The sequence below is a fragment of the Exiguobacterium alkaliphilum 12/1 genome, assembly GCF_000714435.1.
In the GTDB taxonomy this organism is placed as follows: Bacteria; Bacillota; Bacilli; order Exiguobacteriales; family Exiguobacteriaceae; genus Exiguobacterium; species Exiguobacterium alkaliphilum.
Genome location: NZ_JJMW01000069.1, coordinates 77,877 through 94,420, shown reverse-complemented (window position 1 = coordinate 94,420; position 16,544 = coordinate 77,877). Strand labels below are relative to the sequence as shown.

General features: G+C 54.0%; 13 protein-coding genes and 1 pseudogene. 4 read left to right on the top strand and 10 right to left on the bottom strand.

The features are described 5' to 3' along the window. Positions 1–8 precede the first annotated feature (8 nt). From RT52_RS14965 to RT52_RS14950, 4 genes and pseudogenes are all read right to left on the bottom strand, one after another. Positions 9–758, bottom strand: coding sequence for an SDR family NAD(P)-dependent oxidoreductase (locus RT52_RS14965; RefSeq protein WP_034818151.1), 750 nt, complete (start codon positions 756–758; stop codon positions 9–11). After that, positions 752–1,729 carry an MBL fold metallo-hydrolase gene (locus RT52_RS14960; RefSeq protein ID WP_034818149.1) on the bottom strand — a complete coding sequence of 326 codons (978 nt, stop codon included), beginning with the start codon at positions 1,727–1,729 and terminating at the stop codon, positions 752–754. Before RT52_RS14960 ends, RT52_RS14965 begins: the two co-directional genes overlap by 7 nt. A 215-nt stretch (positions 1,730–1,944) precedes the next feature. Then, positions 1,945–3,290: pseudogene (locus RT52_RS16275) on the bottom strand (IS1182 family transposase); the annotation flags it as partial. A 327-nt stretch (positions 3,291–3,617) separates the two neighbouring features. Beyond that, positions 3,618–5,054 (bottom strand): NADP-dependent glyceraldehyde-3-phosphate dehydrogenase, encoded by a 1,437-nt coding sequence (locus tag RT52_RS14950; protein WP_034818292.1) that lies wholly within the window; start codon positions 5,052–5,054, stop codon positions 3,618–3,620. Positions 5,055–5,276: 222 nt separating this feature from the next. Between RT52_RS14950 and RT52_RS17135 the strand changes: the two genes are divergently transcribed. Beyond that, entirely contained in the window at positions 5,277–6,158 is an 882-nt protein-coding gene (locus RT52_RS17135; RefSeq protein WP_034805146.1) for a chemotaxis protein CheV, read from the top strand. Between the two features lie 39 nt (positions 6,159–6,197). Here RT52_RS17135 and RT52_RS14940 read toward each other — a convergent pair whose 3' ends face one another. Further along, entirely contained in the window at positions 6,198–6,575 is a 378-nt protein-coding gene (locus RT52_RS14940) for an Hpt domain-containing protein (RefSeq protein WP_034806023.1), read from the bottom strand. Between the two features lie 139 nt (positions 6,576–6,714). On the opposite strand from RT52_RS14940, the gene RT52_RS14935 reads away from it, so the two are divergent. After that, the gene (locus RT52_RS14935) at positions 6,715–7,650 is read left to right on the top strand and encodes a magnesium transporter CorA family protein (RefSeq protein ID WP_034806021.1); all 936 of its coding nucleotides are present in this window, start codon (positions 6,715–6,717) and stop codon (positions 7,648–7,650) included. Between the two features lie 591 nt (positions 7,651–8,241). Here RT52_RS14935 and RT52_RS14930 read toward each other — a convergent pair. Then, on the bottom strand, positions 8,242–9,360 hold the full coding sequence (locus tag RT52_RS14930; RefSeq protein WP_245175568.1) for a PP2C family protein-serine/threonine phosphatase: 1,119 nt from the start codon (positions 9,358–9,360) through the stop codon (positions 8,242–8,244). 154 nt (positions 9,361–9,514) lie between these two features. On the opposite strand from RT52_RS14930, the gene ytzI reads away from it, so the two are divergent. Continuing rightward, entirely contained in the window at positions 9,515–9,694 is a 180-nt protein-coding gene (gene ytzI, locus RT52_RS14925; protein WP_034806018.1) for a YtzI protein, read from the top strand. Between the two features lie 14 nt (positions 9,695–9,708). On the opposite strand, the gene RT52_RS14920 is transcribed toward ytzI, so the two are convergent. After that, positions 9,709–11,841: a DNA topoisomerase III gene (locus RT52_RS14920; protein WP_034818146.1), complete on the bottom strand. Its 2,133-nt coding sequence runs from the start codon at positions 11,839–11,841 to the stop codon at positions 9,709–9,711. A 124-nt stretch (positions 11,842–11,965) separates the two neighbouring features. Between RT52_RS14920 and RT52_RS14915 the strand changes: the two genes are divergently transcribed. Continuing rightward, positions 11,966–12,835 carry a DMT family transporter gene (locus RT52_RS14915; RefSeq protein ID WP_034806014.1) on the top strand — a complete coding sequence of 290 codons (870 nt, stop codon included), beginning with the start codon at positions 11,966–11,968 and terminating at the stop codon, positions 12,833–12,835. On the opposite strand, the gene RT52_RS14910 is transcribed toward RT52_RS14915, so the two are convergent. The 3 genes from RT52_RS14910 to RT52_RS14900 all read right to left on the bottom strand — a co-directional run bounded on the left by RT52_RS14910 (position 12,830) and on the right by RT52_RS14900 (position 16,451). Beyond that, complete coding sequence (locus tag RT52_RS14910) at positions 12,830–14,209, bottom strand: MATE family efflux transporter (protein ID WP_034818144.1); 1,380 nt, start codon at positions 14,207–14,209, stop codon at positions 12,830–12,832. The two genes, RT52_RS14915 and RT52_RS14910, sit on opposite strands and share 6 nt — an antisense overlap. A gap of 81 nt (positions 14,210–14,290) precedes the next feature. After that, positions 14,291–15,541 carry a peptidase U32 family protein gene (locus tag RT52_RS14905; RefSeq protein WP_034818290.1) on the bottom strand — a complete coding sequence of 417 codons (1,251 nt, stop codon included), beginning with the start codon at positions 15,539–15,541 and terminating at the stop codon, positions 14,291–14,293. Between the two features lie 10 nt (positions 15,542–15,551). After that, positions 15,552–16,451 carry a peptidase U32 family protein gene (locus RT52_RS14900; protein ID WP_081852735.1) on the bottom strand — a complete coding sequence of 300 codons (900 nt, stop codon included), beginning with the start codon at positions 16,449–16,451 and terminating at the stop codon, positions 15,552–15,554. Positions 16,452–16,544 lie beyond the last annotated feature (93 nt).

Below are 16,544 nucleotides of genomic sequence, written 5' to 3'. Positions count from 1 at the left end.
CTAGTTCTCTATTTTTTATCAAATCCCCGTTTTGCGAGCCGTTCGAACCAGACCGGGCACATCGCATACGCTTTTGCGCCTGCATTCATCCACCACGGGGCGTTCACTTCCCGTTCGGCCCGTTCAAACGCCTTGACGACGCGCCGGGCCAACCGGTCAGGAGATAGCATGATTCGTTTGACGCTCTGTTCGTACCGCCCACTCTTGTCGGCCCGTTCAAAGAACGGAGTCGCGATCGGTCCCGGGTTGACGGTCAGCACGTGAATATCTCGCGGTCTGAGCTCGAGCCGGAGTGCATTTGAAAATTGGAGAAGGGCCGCTTTCGAACCGGCATAGACCGCCGACTTCGGCGTTGGCACTTTCGCTGCCTGGGAACAGACGTTGACGATCGTCCCACCGGCACGCATCCGCTTCGCACAGTCGCGTGACAGGACCATCGGCGCCGTCGCGTTCAACATCATCGTCTCTTCGATGACGGCTTTTGTTTGATCGACGACCGCATCGAACTCGCCGATTCCGGCATTGTTCACCCAACCGTCAATCGGTCCGTAAGCCTGTTCGATTTCCGACACGAGCGTGTCATAGCTCGTAATGACGTCGGCGACGTGCCAATTTGCGTTAAGTTGTTTGGCCAAGCCTTTCAGCCGCTCCTCGCTTCGCGCCACTAACGTCAACTTGTAACCTCGTTCATAAAAACAGTGCGCCAATGCGGCACCAAAGCCGCTTGACGCACCTGTGATCACGATATGTTTCACCATTCCACTTCCTTTGTCCGTTCATATGTCCATTTCCGGTCGACGAGAATTCGTTCGACGTGGCCACGTTCTTCGAGCAACGTCAGACGGGCGAACACTTCGCTGAAGACGAGCGGCATCGCCCGGCGCATCTTACGCCCATAAAGGCGCATCGACCAATCGAAGACGCTCAATCCGTCGACCCAATCGCCTAATAGTTGCTCGCTCCGGTCGTATCGCTGTGAAATTCGATTCTCGATCAACGACATCGGGTGAAGAATCGGGTCGCCGTGCCCGCTCACGACGAGCTTCAACTCATACGTCTGCAGCTTACGGAGCGAATCGAGATACAAGAGCACCGGCGACGCAAACCCTTCCCCTTCATACGGTTGTTCGATGAGCGGGTTCGGTTCGACCGTGTCAATCAGATGGTCACCGGCAATCAAGACGCCGCCAGGTCCGATGAGTCCAAGCTGGTCGCTCGCATGACCCGGCAAGTGAATCGTCCGCCACGCCCCGTCCGGTGTGACGGCCTGACCATCCTCGAACGTCATCGTCACGGTCGTCGGGCCGATCCAACGTAGCGCTTCCCGATAGTCGGGCAGTTTGGCGACAATCGACTCGGGGGTGCCGAACGAATGGGCCAAATCGTGCAGAAATTGATTACCCCGCTTGATGAAGTTCGGTGTCTGCTCCAAGTAACGGACGAGTTTTTCATGACCATACACCGGAATCGCGGCGTCTCGAAGGCGCCACGCTTGTCCGGCATGATCGGCATGGTGGTGCGTCAAAAACAAGAAGTCGATCGACTCGAGCGACAGCTCCAACTCTGCGAGCTGTGCATTCAACGACGTCCACGCCTCTTCCGTATCCGGTCCGCAATCGACCATAAAGAACCGGTTCATATGTTCGACGATGTATACGTTCACGTTCCCGACTTCAAACGGCGTCGGTATGTCCAATCTAGCCAATTGGCTCGAAATCCAGTTCGCCACGTGCCCCCAACCCCTTCCACCTATCTCCACCCATTATACCCGTCTGAAAGATTGGATTTCAATGACACAAAAAAAGGAGAGGATGTCTCCTCTCCTCAGGCTGTTGACGAACCAATTCGCTTTTCGCGGATTGGTTCGTCTTTTTTAGGTTCGATGAGCTTGAGGCGCTCTGCCCGGCACAAGATTGAAAAAATGGTATGTATACGGTCTCTCCAGGCCAACAGGTTGGCCAGCTTCTTCATGTTTTGTGCGGTGGCTGCCACCAGGTTGGCGCGCTGGACCGCCTCACGCCCACGGTAGAACGTGAAACGGAGCCCATGAAGCTCCTTCGCGTCAGCGAACGAGCGCTCCACGGTCTGTGGCCGGAGACGGTATAGGTATTGACCGGATGCGGTCAATCGATTTCTGTTCACCGCTTCGAGGAACGGCTCGTCCAAATGGCGCGTGATGATCCGACGGTTCGTCTCGTTCTCCATGCATTTTTCGAGGAGCGGGCAGTCTTGACAGACTTTCGGGTCGGACACGTATTGACGGTATCCTTGGCGGGTCGTCGTGCTGTAACGGAGGATTTGGCGGGCCGGGCAGCGATAGGCGTCCTCATCCGCGAGGTAGGTGAATTTGGACTTTCGGAACTTCCCTTTCTTGCCGCCGAAGCGGCGTCTCGAGATGACGCTATAGATGCCACGATTGACGAGCGACTTGGCGATCTCCGTTGAGAAATAGCCCGCGTCGAGCGCCACCGCCTCGAGCGGGAAGGCGAAATGCTGAAGAATGTAGTCTAGACGCTCCAGATAGACGGTACTGTCATGCACGTTCCCCGGCGTGACGTAGGCATCGACGATGAAGTTATACTTTGCGTCGACCGTTCGGTGGACGAGCCAAAAGAAGCCTTCCGGCTTCCGGGTCCGATACATGTAGCCCGCCTCGGGATCGGTCCGGCTCACCTTGCTCACCTTCTTTTTAGGTTCGCTGGGCTCGGCGGGCTCTAGCGCTTTTTTCCGTGCGCGGACCGATCCTCGTTCACGCGCGCCAACAGCTCGTCCTCGACCGCAGTGACGACCGCGTCGACCTCGGTCTTGTCGAACTTCTTCTTGCCGGCGTTCGCCCGGATATGGGTCGAATCCGTGAGGAGGATCCGTCCCGAGACGAGGTGATGCGCCTCCGCCTGGTGGATGATGTCGTCAAAAATTTGTTGGAAGACGTCCGTCCCGGCGAACCGTCGCCGGTAGGCTTGGCTGATCGTCGAATGGTCAGGGACTTTCTCGTCCATCCCGAACCCGAGGAACCATCGGTACGCCAGGTTCGTCTCGATCTCCTTGATGGTCTGGCGGACGGACCGGATGTTGAACAACGGGCCGAGGAGGATGATCTTGATGAGGATCTCCGGATCGATGCCGGGCTGCCCGGTGTTCGAATAGAGCGGTGCACACAGACGATGGACGATGGAGAAGTCGACATGGCGGTCGATCTTTCGGACAAGGTGGTCTTTCGGGACCAACTGGTCCAACGAGGCCGCGGTGTGGATCGGTTCATGACGTTTGGCGATGTGGGCTCGGTACATGATTGATTCCCCTTCCTGTTCGGAGGCGGTGACGGTCCATACCTACCGTTTCCCGTTTTCATCGGTTCGAAGAACATATCTGGGCTTTTTCTTCGGCCATCGAGGCCTCAGAAAAAGACAAACGGCCGCCAGATGGCGACCGTTTGCGTTGCTCGTCCGACGGCGCCCCGACTCCTGCAGGAGAGCAATCCGACGGAGACCCAGCAGCGACGCTAGTCGCGATGCGGCTCCGGGATTGCCTGCGGAAAGCGTGGGCGCCGAAAGGACGAGCGATTCGATTGAGGTTAGTCAACAAGCTGAGGAGAGGATGTCTCCTCTCCTTACAAATTATAAGTTGATGACCGTCACTTTATCGCGCGTCATCGTCTCGAGACTGCGTCCAATCCCTTGAACGCCGAGACCTGACTGCTTCACGCCGATGAACGGGAAGTGGTCAGGGCCGCGCTCTGTGCGTCCGTTCACTTGAACCGTCCCGACGTCGAGCTTGTCGGCCACAGTGAAGGCGTTGTTCACGTTTTGCGTGAACACACTCGCTTGAAGGCCGAACTCTGATTCGTTCGTAAGCTCAATCATCTCGTCAAGTGACGAGACACGGATGATCGGCAAGACCGGTCCGAACGGCTCTTCCCATGCGACACGCATCTCACGTGTGACGTGGTCAAGGAGCGTCGGGTGAAGCAAGTTGCCGTCGCGTTCGTTGCCGTGTACGACCGTCGCCTGCTTGTTGACGGCATCGTCAATCAAGCCTTGCACGTAATCCGCCGACTTCTTGTCGATGAGCGGCACGATGAAGCTATTGTCGACCGGCGAACCGACCGAGAGCTTCTCGACGCGCTCTTTCAACATACCGACGAGCTCGTCCGCTTGGTGTTCGAGCACAAAGACACGCTTGATCGCCGTACAGCGCTGTCCAGAGTACGAGAACGCACCGCTGACGATTTGATCGGCAGCAAGCGTGAGGTCGGCGTCTTCTAAGACGAGCGCCGGATCTTTCCCTCCGAGCTCTAAGACGACCGGTACCATCGAAGCTTGTTGAGACAAGTGTTGCCCTGTCCCCGTGCCGCCCGTGAACGTGATCATGTCGATGCCCGGATGCGACGTCAAATAGTCACCGATGACCGAGCCCCGTCCCGTGACGAGGTTCAATAGACCGCTCGGAAGACCCGCGTCTTGAAGCGCCTCGACCATTTTCACCCCACTGATCGCGCCTTGTGTCGCCGGTTTGAAGACGACGGCGTTTCCTGTGATGAGTGCCGGTGCAATCTTGGCTGCCGCCAAGTTGACCGGATAGTTGAACGGCGAGATGGCGAGGACGACACCGAGCGCCTCTTTTTTAATGATTGCCATCTTGTTTTTCGAACCACCCGGGAACGAATCGCCTTGCATGAACCCGCCCGTGAAGCGAAGACCTTCTTCAGCCGTGTAACGGATGATTTCCGCTGTCCGGACGACTTCTTTCTTCGCGTCGCTCAAGTTTTTCCCGACTTCGCGCATGATGATTTGACCAATCTCATCGACACGCTCTTCTAACTTATCTGCCCATGCGTAAAGGAGTTCAGCACGCTTGTTGACCGGAAGCGCTGCCCACTCTTGTTGTGCACGTTTGGCGCCATGAATGGCTTCGTCGACTTCATCACGTGACATTGCCTGTACGCTGCCGACGACTTCTTCTGTATAAGGGGAAACGAGTTCAATCGTCTCGTTGGTTGTTGATTCCTGCCATTGTCCATTGATTAAATATGGATACGTGTTCATACTCATAATCTCTATCTGCCTCCTGAGTAAGCTTTGATATCTCGTTGCCATCCCCATTGTATGCAAAATTAATTCGGATGAACAACTATAAAGATTCAGTTTATGTAATGTAAACGGTTACGTGGCAACTTTTTGTGAAATCCGTCTCCAGATTGACACTTTTCAACTGAAGAGTCCGGCCCGTTCGACCGATAGAGAAGAAGAGAGTACGTGAACTAGGAGGGACTACGAATGAGCATGGACCATAACATTTTACTTGAAGCAGGCACGAATGAGCTTGAGATCGTCATTTTCCAATCGGGCCCGTTCATTTTCGGGATCAACGTCATGAAAGTCAGAGAAATCATCACAATGCTTCCGCTCACCCCGCTGCCGGGGACGCCGGAGGCCATCATGGGGCTCATCGAACTACGTGGAGAAGTGATGACTGTCATCGATTTGCCGATGGTCATCGGTCATCCGCGTGAAGTCGGCGAAGGCGACCGTCTAATCGTCTGTGAGTTCAACGGTGAGAAGTCGGTGCTTCGGGTCGATCAAGTGACCGAGATTAAACGAATCTCTTGGGAACAAATCGATACGCCGTCTGACTTGGCGCGCGGCATGCAAGGCATCACGAACGGCGTCGTCAAGACGGGCGACCAAATGATCATCTTACTTGACTACGAACGAATCGCCCTCGAATTGTCACGAAAAGACATCATGGCTCGGGAGTCGGTGAAACGCCTCGGTGCCCGTGAACGATCGCATAAACAGATTTGGCTCGCCGAAGACTCGGAGATGCTCCGTACGCTCATCATCGATACGCTCGACGATGCAGGCTATTTCAACACGACGATCTTTAATAACGGGAAGGAAGCACTCGAGGCGTTCGAGGTGGACGGGGCGAGTTGTGACCTGCTCATCACGGACATCGAGATGCCACAGATGGACGGCTTGCATTTGACGAAACGTCTCCGGGAGATGGAGCAGTACAGCGACCTTCCGATCATCATCTTCTCCTCGCTCATCTCAGACGATTTGAAACATAAAGGAGAGGCTGTCGGTGCGAACGCCCAAATCACGAAACCCGAAATCGGGATTTTGATTGCGACGCTCGACGAGTTTCTCGCTTAAGACAAAGGGTCCCGCCAGGAATGGCGGGACCCTTATGATTTAATTGAATCGGTCGAAATGGTCATCCCATTCCACCGAAAATCGTTCCATTTGTTGTTCGATCGTATCGAGCACCGGATCTAAATCGTCCGAAACCTCCTCTTCCCCCGCTCGTTCGAGCGTGTGGAACTGTTCGGCCGTCTGTTCGAGACCGACCGAATACGATGCACCTTTTAACAGGTGGGCGAGTTGTTCGACTTGTTCGTGGTCCTCACGTTGGACCGCTTGCTTCAATTCAGGAAACTTGTCCTCAAACTGTTTCAAGTACGTTTGAGCGATTTTCGTTAGAAAATCTTTATTCCCGCCGGCAATTTGATGGAGCTCCGCCAACTTTTCTTCGTTAAACAGAGCATGCTTGGGCGTTTGTGACAACTCCATCCCTCCTTTGTCTGAATGTCAATCCATTCTTCCTCACTGTAGCACGTTTTCGCCAGAAAAGAAAAAATCTCCTTCTTTCCGATTGCGCTCCCCTAAACGCCTACCTATAATGAAGTTGAGCTAAGGTAGGAGGAGAACTATGCTAACGATTTACCGGACCGACGCGTCAGGACATGTCGACGAGATTGCAGACTTTGAAAAAGGCAGTTGGATTCAGCTCGTCAATCCGACGAAAGACGAGGCCGATCAAGTCATCGCCGCCTCCGGCATCCCGGAAGACTTCGTCTATGACCCGCTCGATATTGAAGAAAAACCACGGTTTGAAAAAGATGATGAAGGCCTCCTCATGATCATCGACGTACCGTACGTTGAAGAAGACGATACGGGAAGAGCCTACAACACGATCCCGCTCGGTATCATCGTGACCGGGAGACATTTCATTACCGTCTGTTCACGAGAACTTGACGTATTGAACTTGTTTTCGACCGGAAAAGCCCGCTTGTTCCGGACGAACTATCGCAGCCGATTCGTCTTTCAAATTCTGCACCGCGTCAGCATGACGTATTTGCGCTTTTTGCGTCAAATCGACCGGCGGATGGATGAACTCGAGCAAGAGTTGCAACGATCGATGCGAAACCAAGAAATTTTTCAATTGATGAACTTACAGAAATCTCTCGTCTACTTCATGACGTCCTTGAAGGCGAATGACAGTGTCCTCGACCGAATCGTCAAGACGCCGAGTCTCGAGAAGCATGAAGAGGACGAGGAGCTACTCGACGATGTGTTCGTCGAGCACCGTCAGGCGATGGAGATGGCGTCGATTTATAACGACATCATCAGCATCAAGATGGAAGCGTTCGGCTCAATCATTTCGAACAACGTCAACTTCGTCATGAAGTTCTTGGCGTCCATCACGATCGTCTTGAGCATCCCGACGATGATCTCTGGGATTTTCGGGATGAACGTCGAAGTGCCGTTCGAAGGACAAGAGATCGGCTTCGTCATCGCCATCACGCTCATGCTCGGATTCTCGAGCCTCGCCTTCTACATCTTATGGCGGAAACGGTATTTTTAGACAGAAAGCAATCACTACGTGTGGTTGCTTAATTTGTTGACTAACATGACTAACATCGCTCGTCCTTCCGGCGCTCACGCTTTCCGCAGGCAATCCCGGAGCCGCATCGCGACTCGCATCGCTGCTGGGTCTCCGTTGGATTGCTTTCCTGCAGGATTCGGGGCGCCTCGGACGAGCGACGCAAACGGTTGCCATTCGGTGGCCGTTTGTCTTTATCTTCGGCTTCGAATGCCGAAGATAAAGCCTCAATCTATTCGAGTCTGAGAATGTGATAAAGGTGACTGGCCCGACTTGCTACATGACATCGGCCGGAATCAACAGGTCATAGAGGACCACATACAGGCTCAGTTTCATGTTCGGTAGGTTGGACAGCAGCGAGATCGTCTCCATGTTGGCTGGTTACAGCCAGCATCGTCCGGAATGACGCGCCACCCTAGGGCACACCGACTAGGGAATCAGCGAGACCGAGCAGCGTTTCGCGATACGGCTCGACGCCCGCCGACACGAAAGCGGCGTGCCGGACAGGGCGGCTGAAGCAAGGAAAACAAAGGAGCGTCATCCCTTCCGGAATGACGCTCCTTTTCGATCACCTTACATGAGTTTGACCGTGACGAGACAAAGGTCATCTTCAATCTCGATTTTCGGAACGAGACGTTCGGCGACGTGGTCGGCATAGCCGACACCGTATGTGGCGATGTCTTTCTCGAGCCAACGGATGCCATCGTCGATGTCTTTACTGTAGCACTCCATCAATCCGTCCGTGTACATATGCAAGACCATCCCCGGCTGCATCTCAATCTCTTTCGCCTCATAGTTCGGTTCTTCGAACATGCCGACCGGCACCCCGGTCGTCTCCAGGTGACAGACGCCTTCATCTGACGTGACGATGACCGGCGGATGGCCCGCGTTGACGTATTCGATTCGGCGGTTCGTCGTATCGATGTAACAGTAAACGGCTGTGAAGTAACTTTGCATGTCGTCCCCAGAGAACAAGAAAGTCATCTGTCGGTTCAATTCGCTCATGACGTCAACCGGGTACTGGACGTTCCCGACGAGCCCTGGCAAAATCGAACGGATGCCCATCGTGATGAGCGCCGAGGAGACGCCGTGCCCCATGACGTCGAAGATGATGACGCCATAGCGGTCCGGGGCGACTTGGAACCAAGCGTACATATCGCCCGCCAATTTTTTAGACGGTAAATAGAGCGCGCGCACATCAATCTCACCATTGCTGATTGGCGGCGTCAACGCGCTTTGTTGAATCTTTTGCGCCAAGTCGAGGTCGTACTGCAGTCGCGCCTCATATTTTTTTCGTTCATCGACGGCTGCCTTGTAGCGCAAAGCCGAACGAATCCGGGCAAGCAATTCCGTAATTTTAATCGGCTTCGTCGTATAGTCCGACGCTTCGGCGTCGAGTCCTTCGGCAATTTGTTTTTCTTCTGTTCGCCCCGACACCATGATCACCGGCAGTTCTTCGTACCCGGCCATCTGACGAATTCGCTTACACGTCTCGATACCTGAAATACCGGGCATCTCGACATCGAGTAAGACTAGATCATACAGTGACGGTGCCTGCGGATCCATGAGGAGCTCGAGCGCAGCTTCACCGCTTGAGACAGCGATTGTCTCGTAATTGTGTTGATGCAATAATTGTTCGAGAACCATCGTGTTGACCGGTTCATCATCCACAATCATAATCGCCATCTTCATCCCTACCTTCTCAGTCAATGTTCATCTAAGAGTTATTGTATCATATTTATTCGGCGGTCCGCCCATTTCAAACTTGTGACAGTTCGTCGGGTTCAAGCGTGGAGAAATGATGCAGAGTTTGGCATACTAGAATTATGAAAGCGAGGGATGCCGGATGGGATGGATATTCGCCGTGAGCGGCTTGATTATCTTGCTCGTCTTAATCGCCTCTGTCGTTGTCATCCAAAAAGGGTACGCTTATAAAGACAACAAGGATGACATCGTCCTCGATTATGACGAGATCAATCGCCGCATTTTAGAAAAAGAGCAAGAAGAGAAACAAGACCGCCCATGAGGACGGTCTTGTTTTCATTTGAACTCGAATCGAAGCGCCCCCTCCTCGAGATAAAGGGCGGCATTGAACGTCTTTTCCCCTTTCGTAAACGTATGAACGTTCGACTGGCCCCCACCGATCATCTGCTTCAACTCGTCTTTCGAGATGCCGACTCCGAGCACTTGCTTCGACATCGTGAATTTGCAGCCGTCTCGAAAACCGCTACACCCGATGAATTTCGGATGCTCGACGAGTGCTTTCCCGCAGCTCGGGCATACGCCGAACGACGGTTTTGGACGACTCGAGCCCGGGCCTTTACGCGAACCGCGTCTCGGTTCAATCGTATAGCCTTCCGGGTTGGCTGACCCGACTCGATTTTTCGCCTCATCGACGAGATGGATAGACATCTTCTTCGCTTGATCGATGAACTCGGCGGCAGAGGCCGCGCCTTGACCGATTTCATGAAGTCGCTTCTCCCATTTCGCTGTCATCGCCGGGGAAGCAAGGATGCTGTCTCCGAGGACATCGATGAGCAGTCGCCCTTTGTCCGTCGGGACGAGCTCTTTCTTTTGAAGCATGACGTACCCGCGCTTTTTCAACCCGTCGATAATGTTCGCTCGAGTCGCTTCCGTCCCGAGCCCTTCGACCTCTTTCATGATATGAATCAACTCATCATCGTCTAGCTGGCGGCCGGCGACCTTCATCGCCAAGATGAGTGCCCCTTCCGTGTACCGTTTCGGTGGTTCGGTCTGCTTTGACAGTACTTCGACTTTTCGTTCAGCGAGCACCTCTCCTTTTTCAAGGGCAGGCAGTTCGACGTCTTTTGATTTCATCTCGACGACTTGACGATACCCCGGGCTGACGACGACCGTCCCTTTTGCCCGGTACAAATCGTTCCCGTCCACTAAATCGACCGTCGTCTTCTCGAGCTTTGCCGGTTTGGCGAACGCGGCGAGGAATCGTCGGTTGATTAAATCGTAAAGCTTCGCCTCGTCCCCGCTCAACCGCATCACGTCCCCGCACGCCTCCGTCGGAATGATCGCATAGTGGTCACTCACTTTTTTCGCGTTGACGTAACGTTTATTGGACGCCGGATTCTCGGTCAAGAAAGGCGCGATCTCGGCATAAGCCGAAGACTTCAACAGACGGGCCTTCGTCACCGGAAAGAGCGTCGCCTCGTCTGGCGTCACGAATCCGGAGTCCGTCCGCGGATAGCTGATCCAACCTTTTGTGTACAACTTTTGGGCCACATCGAGCGTCTTTTTTGCACCGAACCCGAATCGTTTCCCAGCCTCGGCTTGCAAGCCGGACAAACTGAACCAAAACGGCGGTTGTTCGATTTTCTCTTCCGTATCAATCGATTGGACGACCGCTTGACCGGACGCGCGTTTGACGACGTCGTCCGCTTCTTGCCGAGTCTTCAACTTCGTTGTCTTCCCGACCGTATATTTTGCTTTGAAGGTCGCCCGTGATTTTTGAAGCGTCGCCTCGACCTCAAAATACGGTTCTGGGACGAACTGTTTTATTTCACGTTCCCGCTCGACGATGAGTGCGAGGGTTGGCGTCTGCACGCGGCCGAGCGAAAAGACGTCTTCAATCCCGATCGTCTTCAGTAACGTCGTATATGCACGCGAAGCGTTCATCCCGACAAGCCAATCGGCACAGGCCCGGCTCATCGCCTCGTGATAGTACGGGACCGTCTCTTCCCCTGGTAGCAAGTTCGCGAAGCCACGGTCGACCGCCTGTTCCGTCAAACTGGAAATCCAAAGGCGCGTGAGCGGTTTCTTGTTCCCGGCCAACCGCAAGATGAGCCGGACGATCGCCTCACCTTCGCGTTCGGCATCCGAGGCGATGATGATGTCCGTGATCGACTTGTCATGGAGCCATCGCTTGATCGTCTGGAACGGCTTTGACTTCCCTTTCGAAATGCGATAGTCGAACCGGTCCGGCACGATCGGGAGCGCCTCGTACTTCCATGACTTCCATTCCGGTCGGTAATAGGCCGGCTCTTGCAACTCGCACAGGTGCCCGACCGCCCAAACGACGATCGCCCCTTCCGGGAAACGGGCACACGGCGAGATTTCAATCTCTTCTTTCCGTTTTTTTGACGGATATGGGGCCGCAAGCTTTTGTGCTTGCGATGGTTTCTCGGCAATGATTAGTCTCATATCGTTCCTTTCCTCTGTGACGCGACTACAATTGTTTGCGCCACGATTCGAGTTTATGTTGGTCGCTCTGTCATTTTACTATATCATTAGGAGGATTACATACATACAAAAGGAGGGCCATCGATTGTCTTATCTGATTCTTTTTGCTGCCGTCTTCTTCTTATCAACGAGCGTCCTCTTCGTCAAATGGACGTCCGCACCAGCCGAGACGGCCGCATTTTATCGTATGTTGTTCTCGAGCCTGATGCTGTTGCCGTTTCTCGATTATCGGTCGCTCGTCTCCTTGCGGACGAACACCCGCTATGCGATCGGGCTGAGCGGCGTCTTGCTCGCCTTCCATTTCTGGTTATGGTTCTTATCGCTCGACTATACGACCGTCGCGAGCTCGACACTATTCGTCACGTCGAGTCCGATTTTTGTGTTAATCGGGAACGCCGTGTTCTTCAAAAAACGACCGACACCGAAAGGACTCACGTTCGCCCTCGTCGCCGTTCTCGGCGGCATGCTCGTCGCGGCCGGTGATTTCCAGCTCGGTCGGGACGCACTCATCGGGGACGCGCTCGCTTTAGCGGCCGCTATCTTGATTGCCGGCTATTGGCTCGTCGGACAACACGTCCGGACGGAGATGAAGACGAACGACTATTCGTTTAGCGTCTATATCGTCGCGACAATCGTGCTCGGCTTCATGCTGCTCGTTCGCGATACGACGTTCGTCGCCTTTGAGACGGTCAACTGGTGGTATTTCATCGCCCTCGCCTTCTTCCCGACGCTACTCGGGCATAACTTATTCAATTATGCGCTTGCCCGTGTGAGCGCCACTGTCGTCAGCATCACTATTCTCGGAGAAGCGCTCTGGGGCATGTTGTTCGGCTTCTTCTTTTTCGAGGAACGGCTCGGCCCGTTCCAGCTGATTGGGGCAGCCGTCTTACTCGGCGGGATATACTTGTTCTTAAAAGAAGACGCCCGCTCTGTAAGAGCGGACGTCGCTTCATAAGTTGGTCGCTTGTTTGACTTCCTCTTCTGCCGGGCGGAATAAAAGCTTCCGATCCCAGACGGCCATGCCGACCGCTGTCAAAAACGTCAGCGCGTCGGCAATCGGAAACGCGAGCCAAACGCCGAATACGCCAAGGTAAGACGGCAAGATAAACACGAGCGGGATTGTGTAAAGCGTCTGACGCGAGAGCGATAAAAACATCGCCACCCGTGCCTTGCCGAGCGATTGATAGATGCCGTTGATGAGCATTTGGACGCTCGGTAAAAACGACGCGGCGAACAGGACATGAATCGCTGTGACCCCTCCGGCGATGAGTGCGGTATCGTTCGTGAACATGCGCATGAGCGGGTTCGGGAACAGCTGAAGTGTCAGCCAAATCAACACGGCGATCGCGAGGCCGGCCCGAAGCGCCGTCCAAATCGTCTCGCGCATTCGTTCGAACTGGCGCGCGCCAAAGTTATAGCCGACAATCGGTTGCATCCCTTGCACGATGCCCATGATCGGCATGCCGACGAGTGCCATGAACTTGTTGATGATGGCGAAAATAGCCAACTCCTCCGTTCCACCGTACGTCCCGAGCATGACGTTGACACAAACGAATAATATCGATTGCGACACCATCATGATGAACGACGAAGACCCGATCGCCATAATCTCTTTCAACTCGCCGAAACGAAGCCGAAACTTCCGCCATTGGAAGTCGAGCGCCGTTCGGCGATTTTTTGAGAAGAAAAAGCGCAGCATGAGAACCGAACCGACGACTTGAGCGAGTGCGGTTGACCAAGCTGCACCGTAAATGCCCCAGCCGAACGTGAAGATGAAGAGCGGTGTTGTCACCAAGTTGACGACGACTGTCGTGAGCATGACTTTCATCTGATACGGCGCTTGTCCTTCGGCCCGTACCATCGCACTGGCCGCGAGCGTGAACATGAAGAACGGAGAACTGATCAGTACGACAGATAAGTATTGTTGACTCAACTCCATGATGGCGGCCGTCGCCCCGAAGACGGTCAAAATCGAATCAAGCATAAAGAAGGCCGAACTGACGGCAAAGGCGGCGAACACGCCGACGAGGACGAGCACGTTTAAAAACGTCACGGCCGCGCCGGCGTCATCTCCTTTTCCGAGCTTCCGGGAACTGATGGAAGCGCCCCCTAACCCGACCGCGCTCGAGACAGCCATGAGAATCATTTGAATCGGAAACGCAATCCCAATCGCCGCAACTGCTGACGCCCCGATGCCACGTGCAACAAAGATCGTATCGATGATGTTATAGAGCGCCGTCACGAGCATCCCGATCATCGCCGGGAGCGACAGTTTGAACAACAGTCGCGCAATCGGCTCGGTCCGGAGTTGCTCCGTATTTTGATTCATCCTTCCATCCCCTCCATCTCTTATGGTAATAGGGTAGCAAGATTGAATGGAACGGTCGACTATGTTGTCTTGTGCGATGTGTCACGTTTCAATCGCGGCAGTTTCCTTCACTCTGACTTTTCGCTTGCGCATGATGAAGTCGACGCCGACCGGATAATCGACGCGGACACGAACGGTCATCATCGCCTGATGGGCCGTCTCGATGCGCTTCCCTTCGACGTCCCACATTTCCTCAATCCGTTGTGTGAACCGTGTAAAACCGGGACCGAAAAACTCAACCTCCTCCCCACATCGGAAATGGTTTCGTTGTTCGAGCGTGGCTTCACGAGTCTGTTCATCGTATGCGATGACGCGCGCCGCGAACGCATATTGCGGGATGGCACGTCGCTGTCCGAACAGTTGCTCTTTCTCGGTCGGCGTCCCGTAATAAAAGCCGGTCGATAGTTCACGCTGGGCCGCTTTCCAAATCTCCTCTTCCCAAGCCGGGTCGAATTCGAACGCTTCGGGATCGTCACAATAGGCATCGATTACTTTTCGATACACGTTACAGACCGTCGCCACATAATGAATCGACTTCATCCGTCCTTCCACTTTTAAACTGTCGACACCCGCCTCGACCAAGTCTGGAATGTGACGAACCATCGATAAATCGACCGAGCTCATCGAGAACGGTTCCTCGTCTCGGGCTTCCATAGCCGGGGTCAAAAGTCCATCGGCTTCAAAAAACCCATATTTCCACCGACAAGACTGCGCACAGCCGCCTCGGTTCGCGTCTCGGAGCGCCATATGGTTCGAGAGCGTACATCGACCGGAATACGAGATGCACATCGCCCCGTGAACGAACGTCTCAATCTCGACGTCCACGTGTCGCTTCATTTCCCTGATTTCTTCCATCGACACTTCACGTGCGAGCACAATCCGTTCCAACCCTTCCTCTTTCCAGAATCGAAGCGTCTCATAGTTCGTCGCCGAGGCTTGTGTCGACAAGTGGACCGGAAGCCCAGGTGCTTCCGAGAGACAGACCTCAATCATCGCTGGATCGGAGACGATGACGGCATCAATCCCGATGTCACGTAACGTCGTGAAGAACGTGCCCGCCCCTTCGATATCGCCTTCGTGCGTAACCATGTTGGCGGCCACGTACACTTTCGCCGCATGCGCATGGGCGAACGCAATGCCTTCTTGCATTTCGTCATAACTAAAGTTTCCGGCGCGCGAGCGTAAACCGAACTGTTGCCCGCCGATATAGACCGCATCCGCGCCGTATCGAATCGCCATCTTCAATTTCTCCAAGTTTCCTGCCGGTGCCAATAACTCTGGTCGTTTTCTCATCATCGTTCCCTCACTTGATCTCTTCTGGATTTCGTAACAGTAATCCGGTCCCGAGCCGGAACGGTTCAGGTTGGAGTTCGGCTAACCGCCGCTCCATCTCGATTCGGTCAAACTTGGCGTTCAACAAATGCGAGCGGGCCTGACTAAACAAGGCGACGATTTCTACGAACCGCTCCCCGGCATGCCATCCGTCGAGTTTCCACGTATGAAGCTCGTTTCGGAACAGTTCGGGCAGTTGGGCCATTAACGTCAAATCTTCTGAAAAGACGTGGGTGCCGTTCGCATCTTCATAAATCGGATAACGGCTCGTTTCATCATTCGGTTCGCTTATATAATATTCACGCATCTCCCCCGACTCGTTTCGTCCTAACTCGTTGAAGTAGTTCGTTACGAGTGGACGTTTAGAATGGTGGATACATGTCGGACCGTATACTTGTACCTCAATCGGCAGACCAAGTTGACGCTGAATCTGATTAAGTTCGGTCAACGTCACTTCACGGGCGACGACGGCACCAATCGCTTCCCGCTTCGCCCAAAATTGAATCTGCCGGGCCGACGTGACGAGCGTTTGAGCGTCGTACCAATAGGGGATATTGGCTTTACGGATTAATGAAATCGCACCAGGGTCGCCGGCCGTCACACTGTCGACCCCAATCGTTTTTAACGCGCTCAAATAGTCCGGTAATGACGCGATTTGATCGTTGTGCATCAAGTTGTTCACGGCGACCGTGACTTCTTTTCCATAGCGATGTGCAAGCGCTGTGACTTCTCTCACAGCCGAGAGCGACCAGTCACCTTTGTGACGCAATCCATACGTCGATTCTCCGACGATGAGACGGTCTGCCCCCGCTAACATAAGTGCTTCTGCTTGCGCGACGCTTTGCGCCGTCGCGATTAACTGAATCATCATCTCATTCTCTTCTCCTGACTTTGTGAGTCTAATCACATATTCTTGCTATACTCTAGCATACGTTTCGATATGCGAGCGAGGCAGGAATTTAAC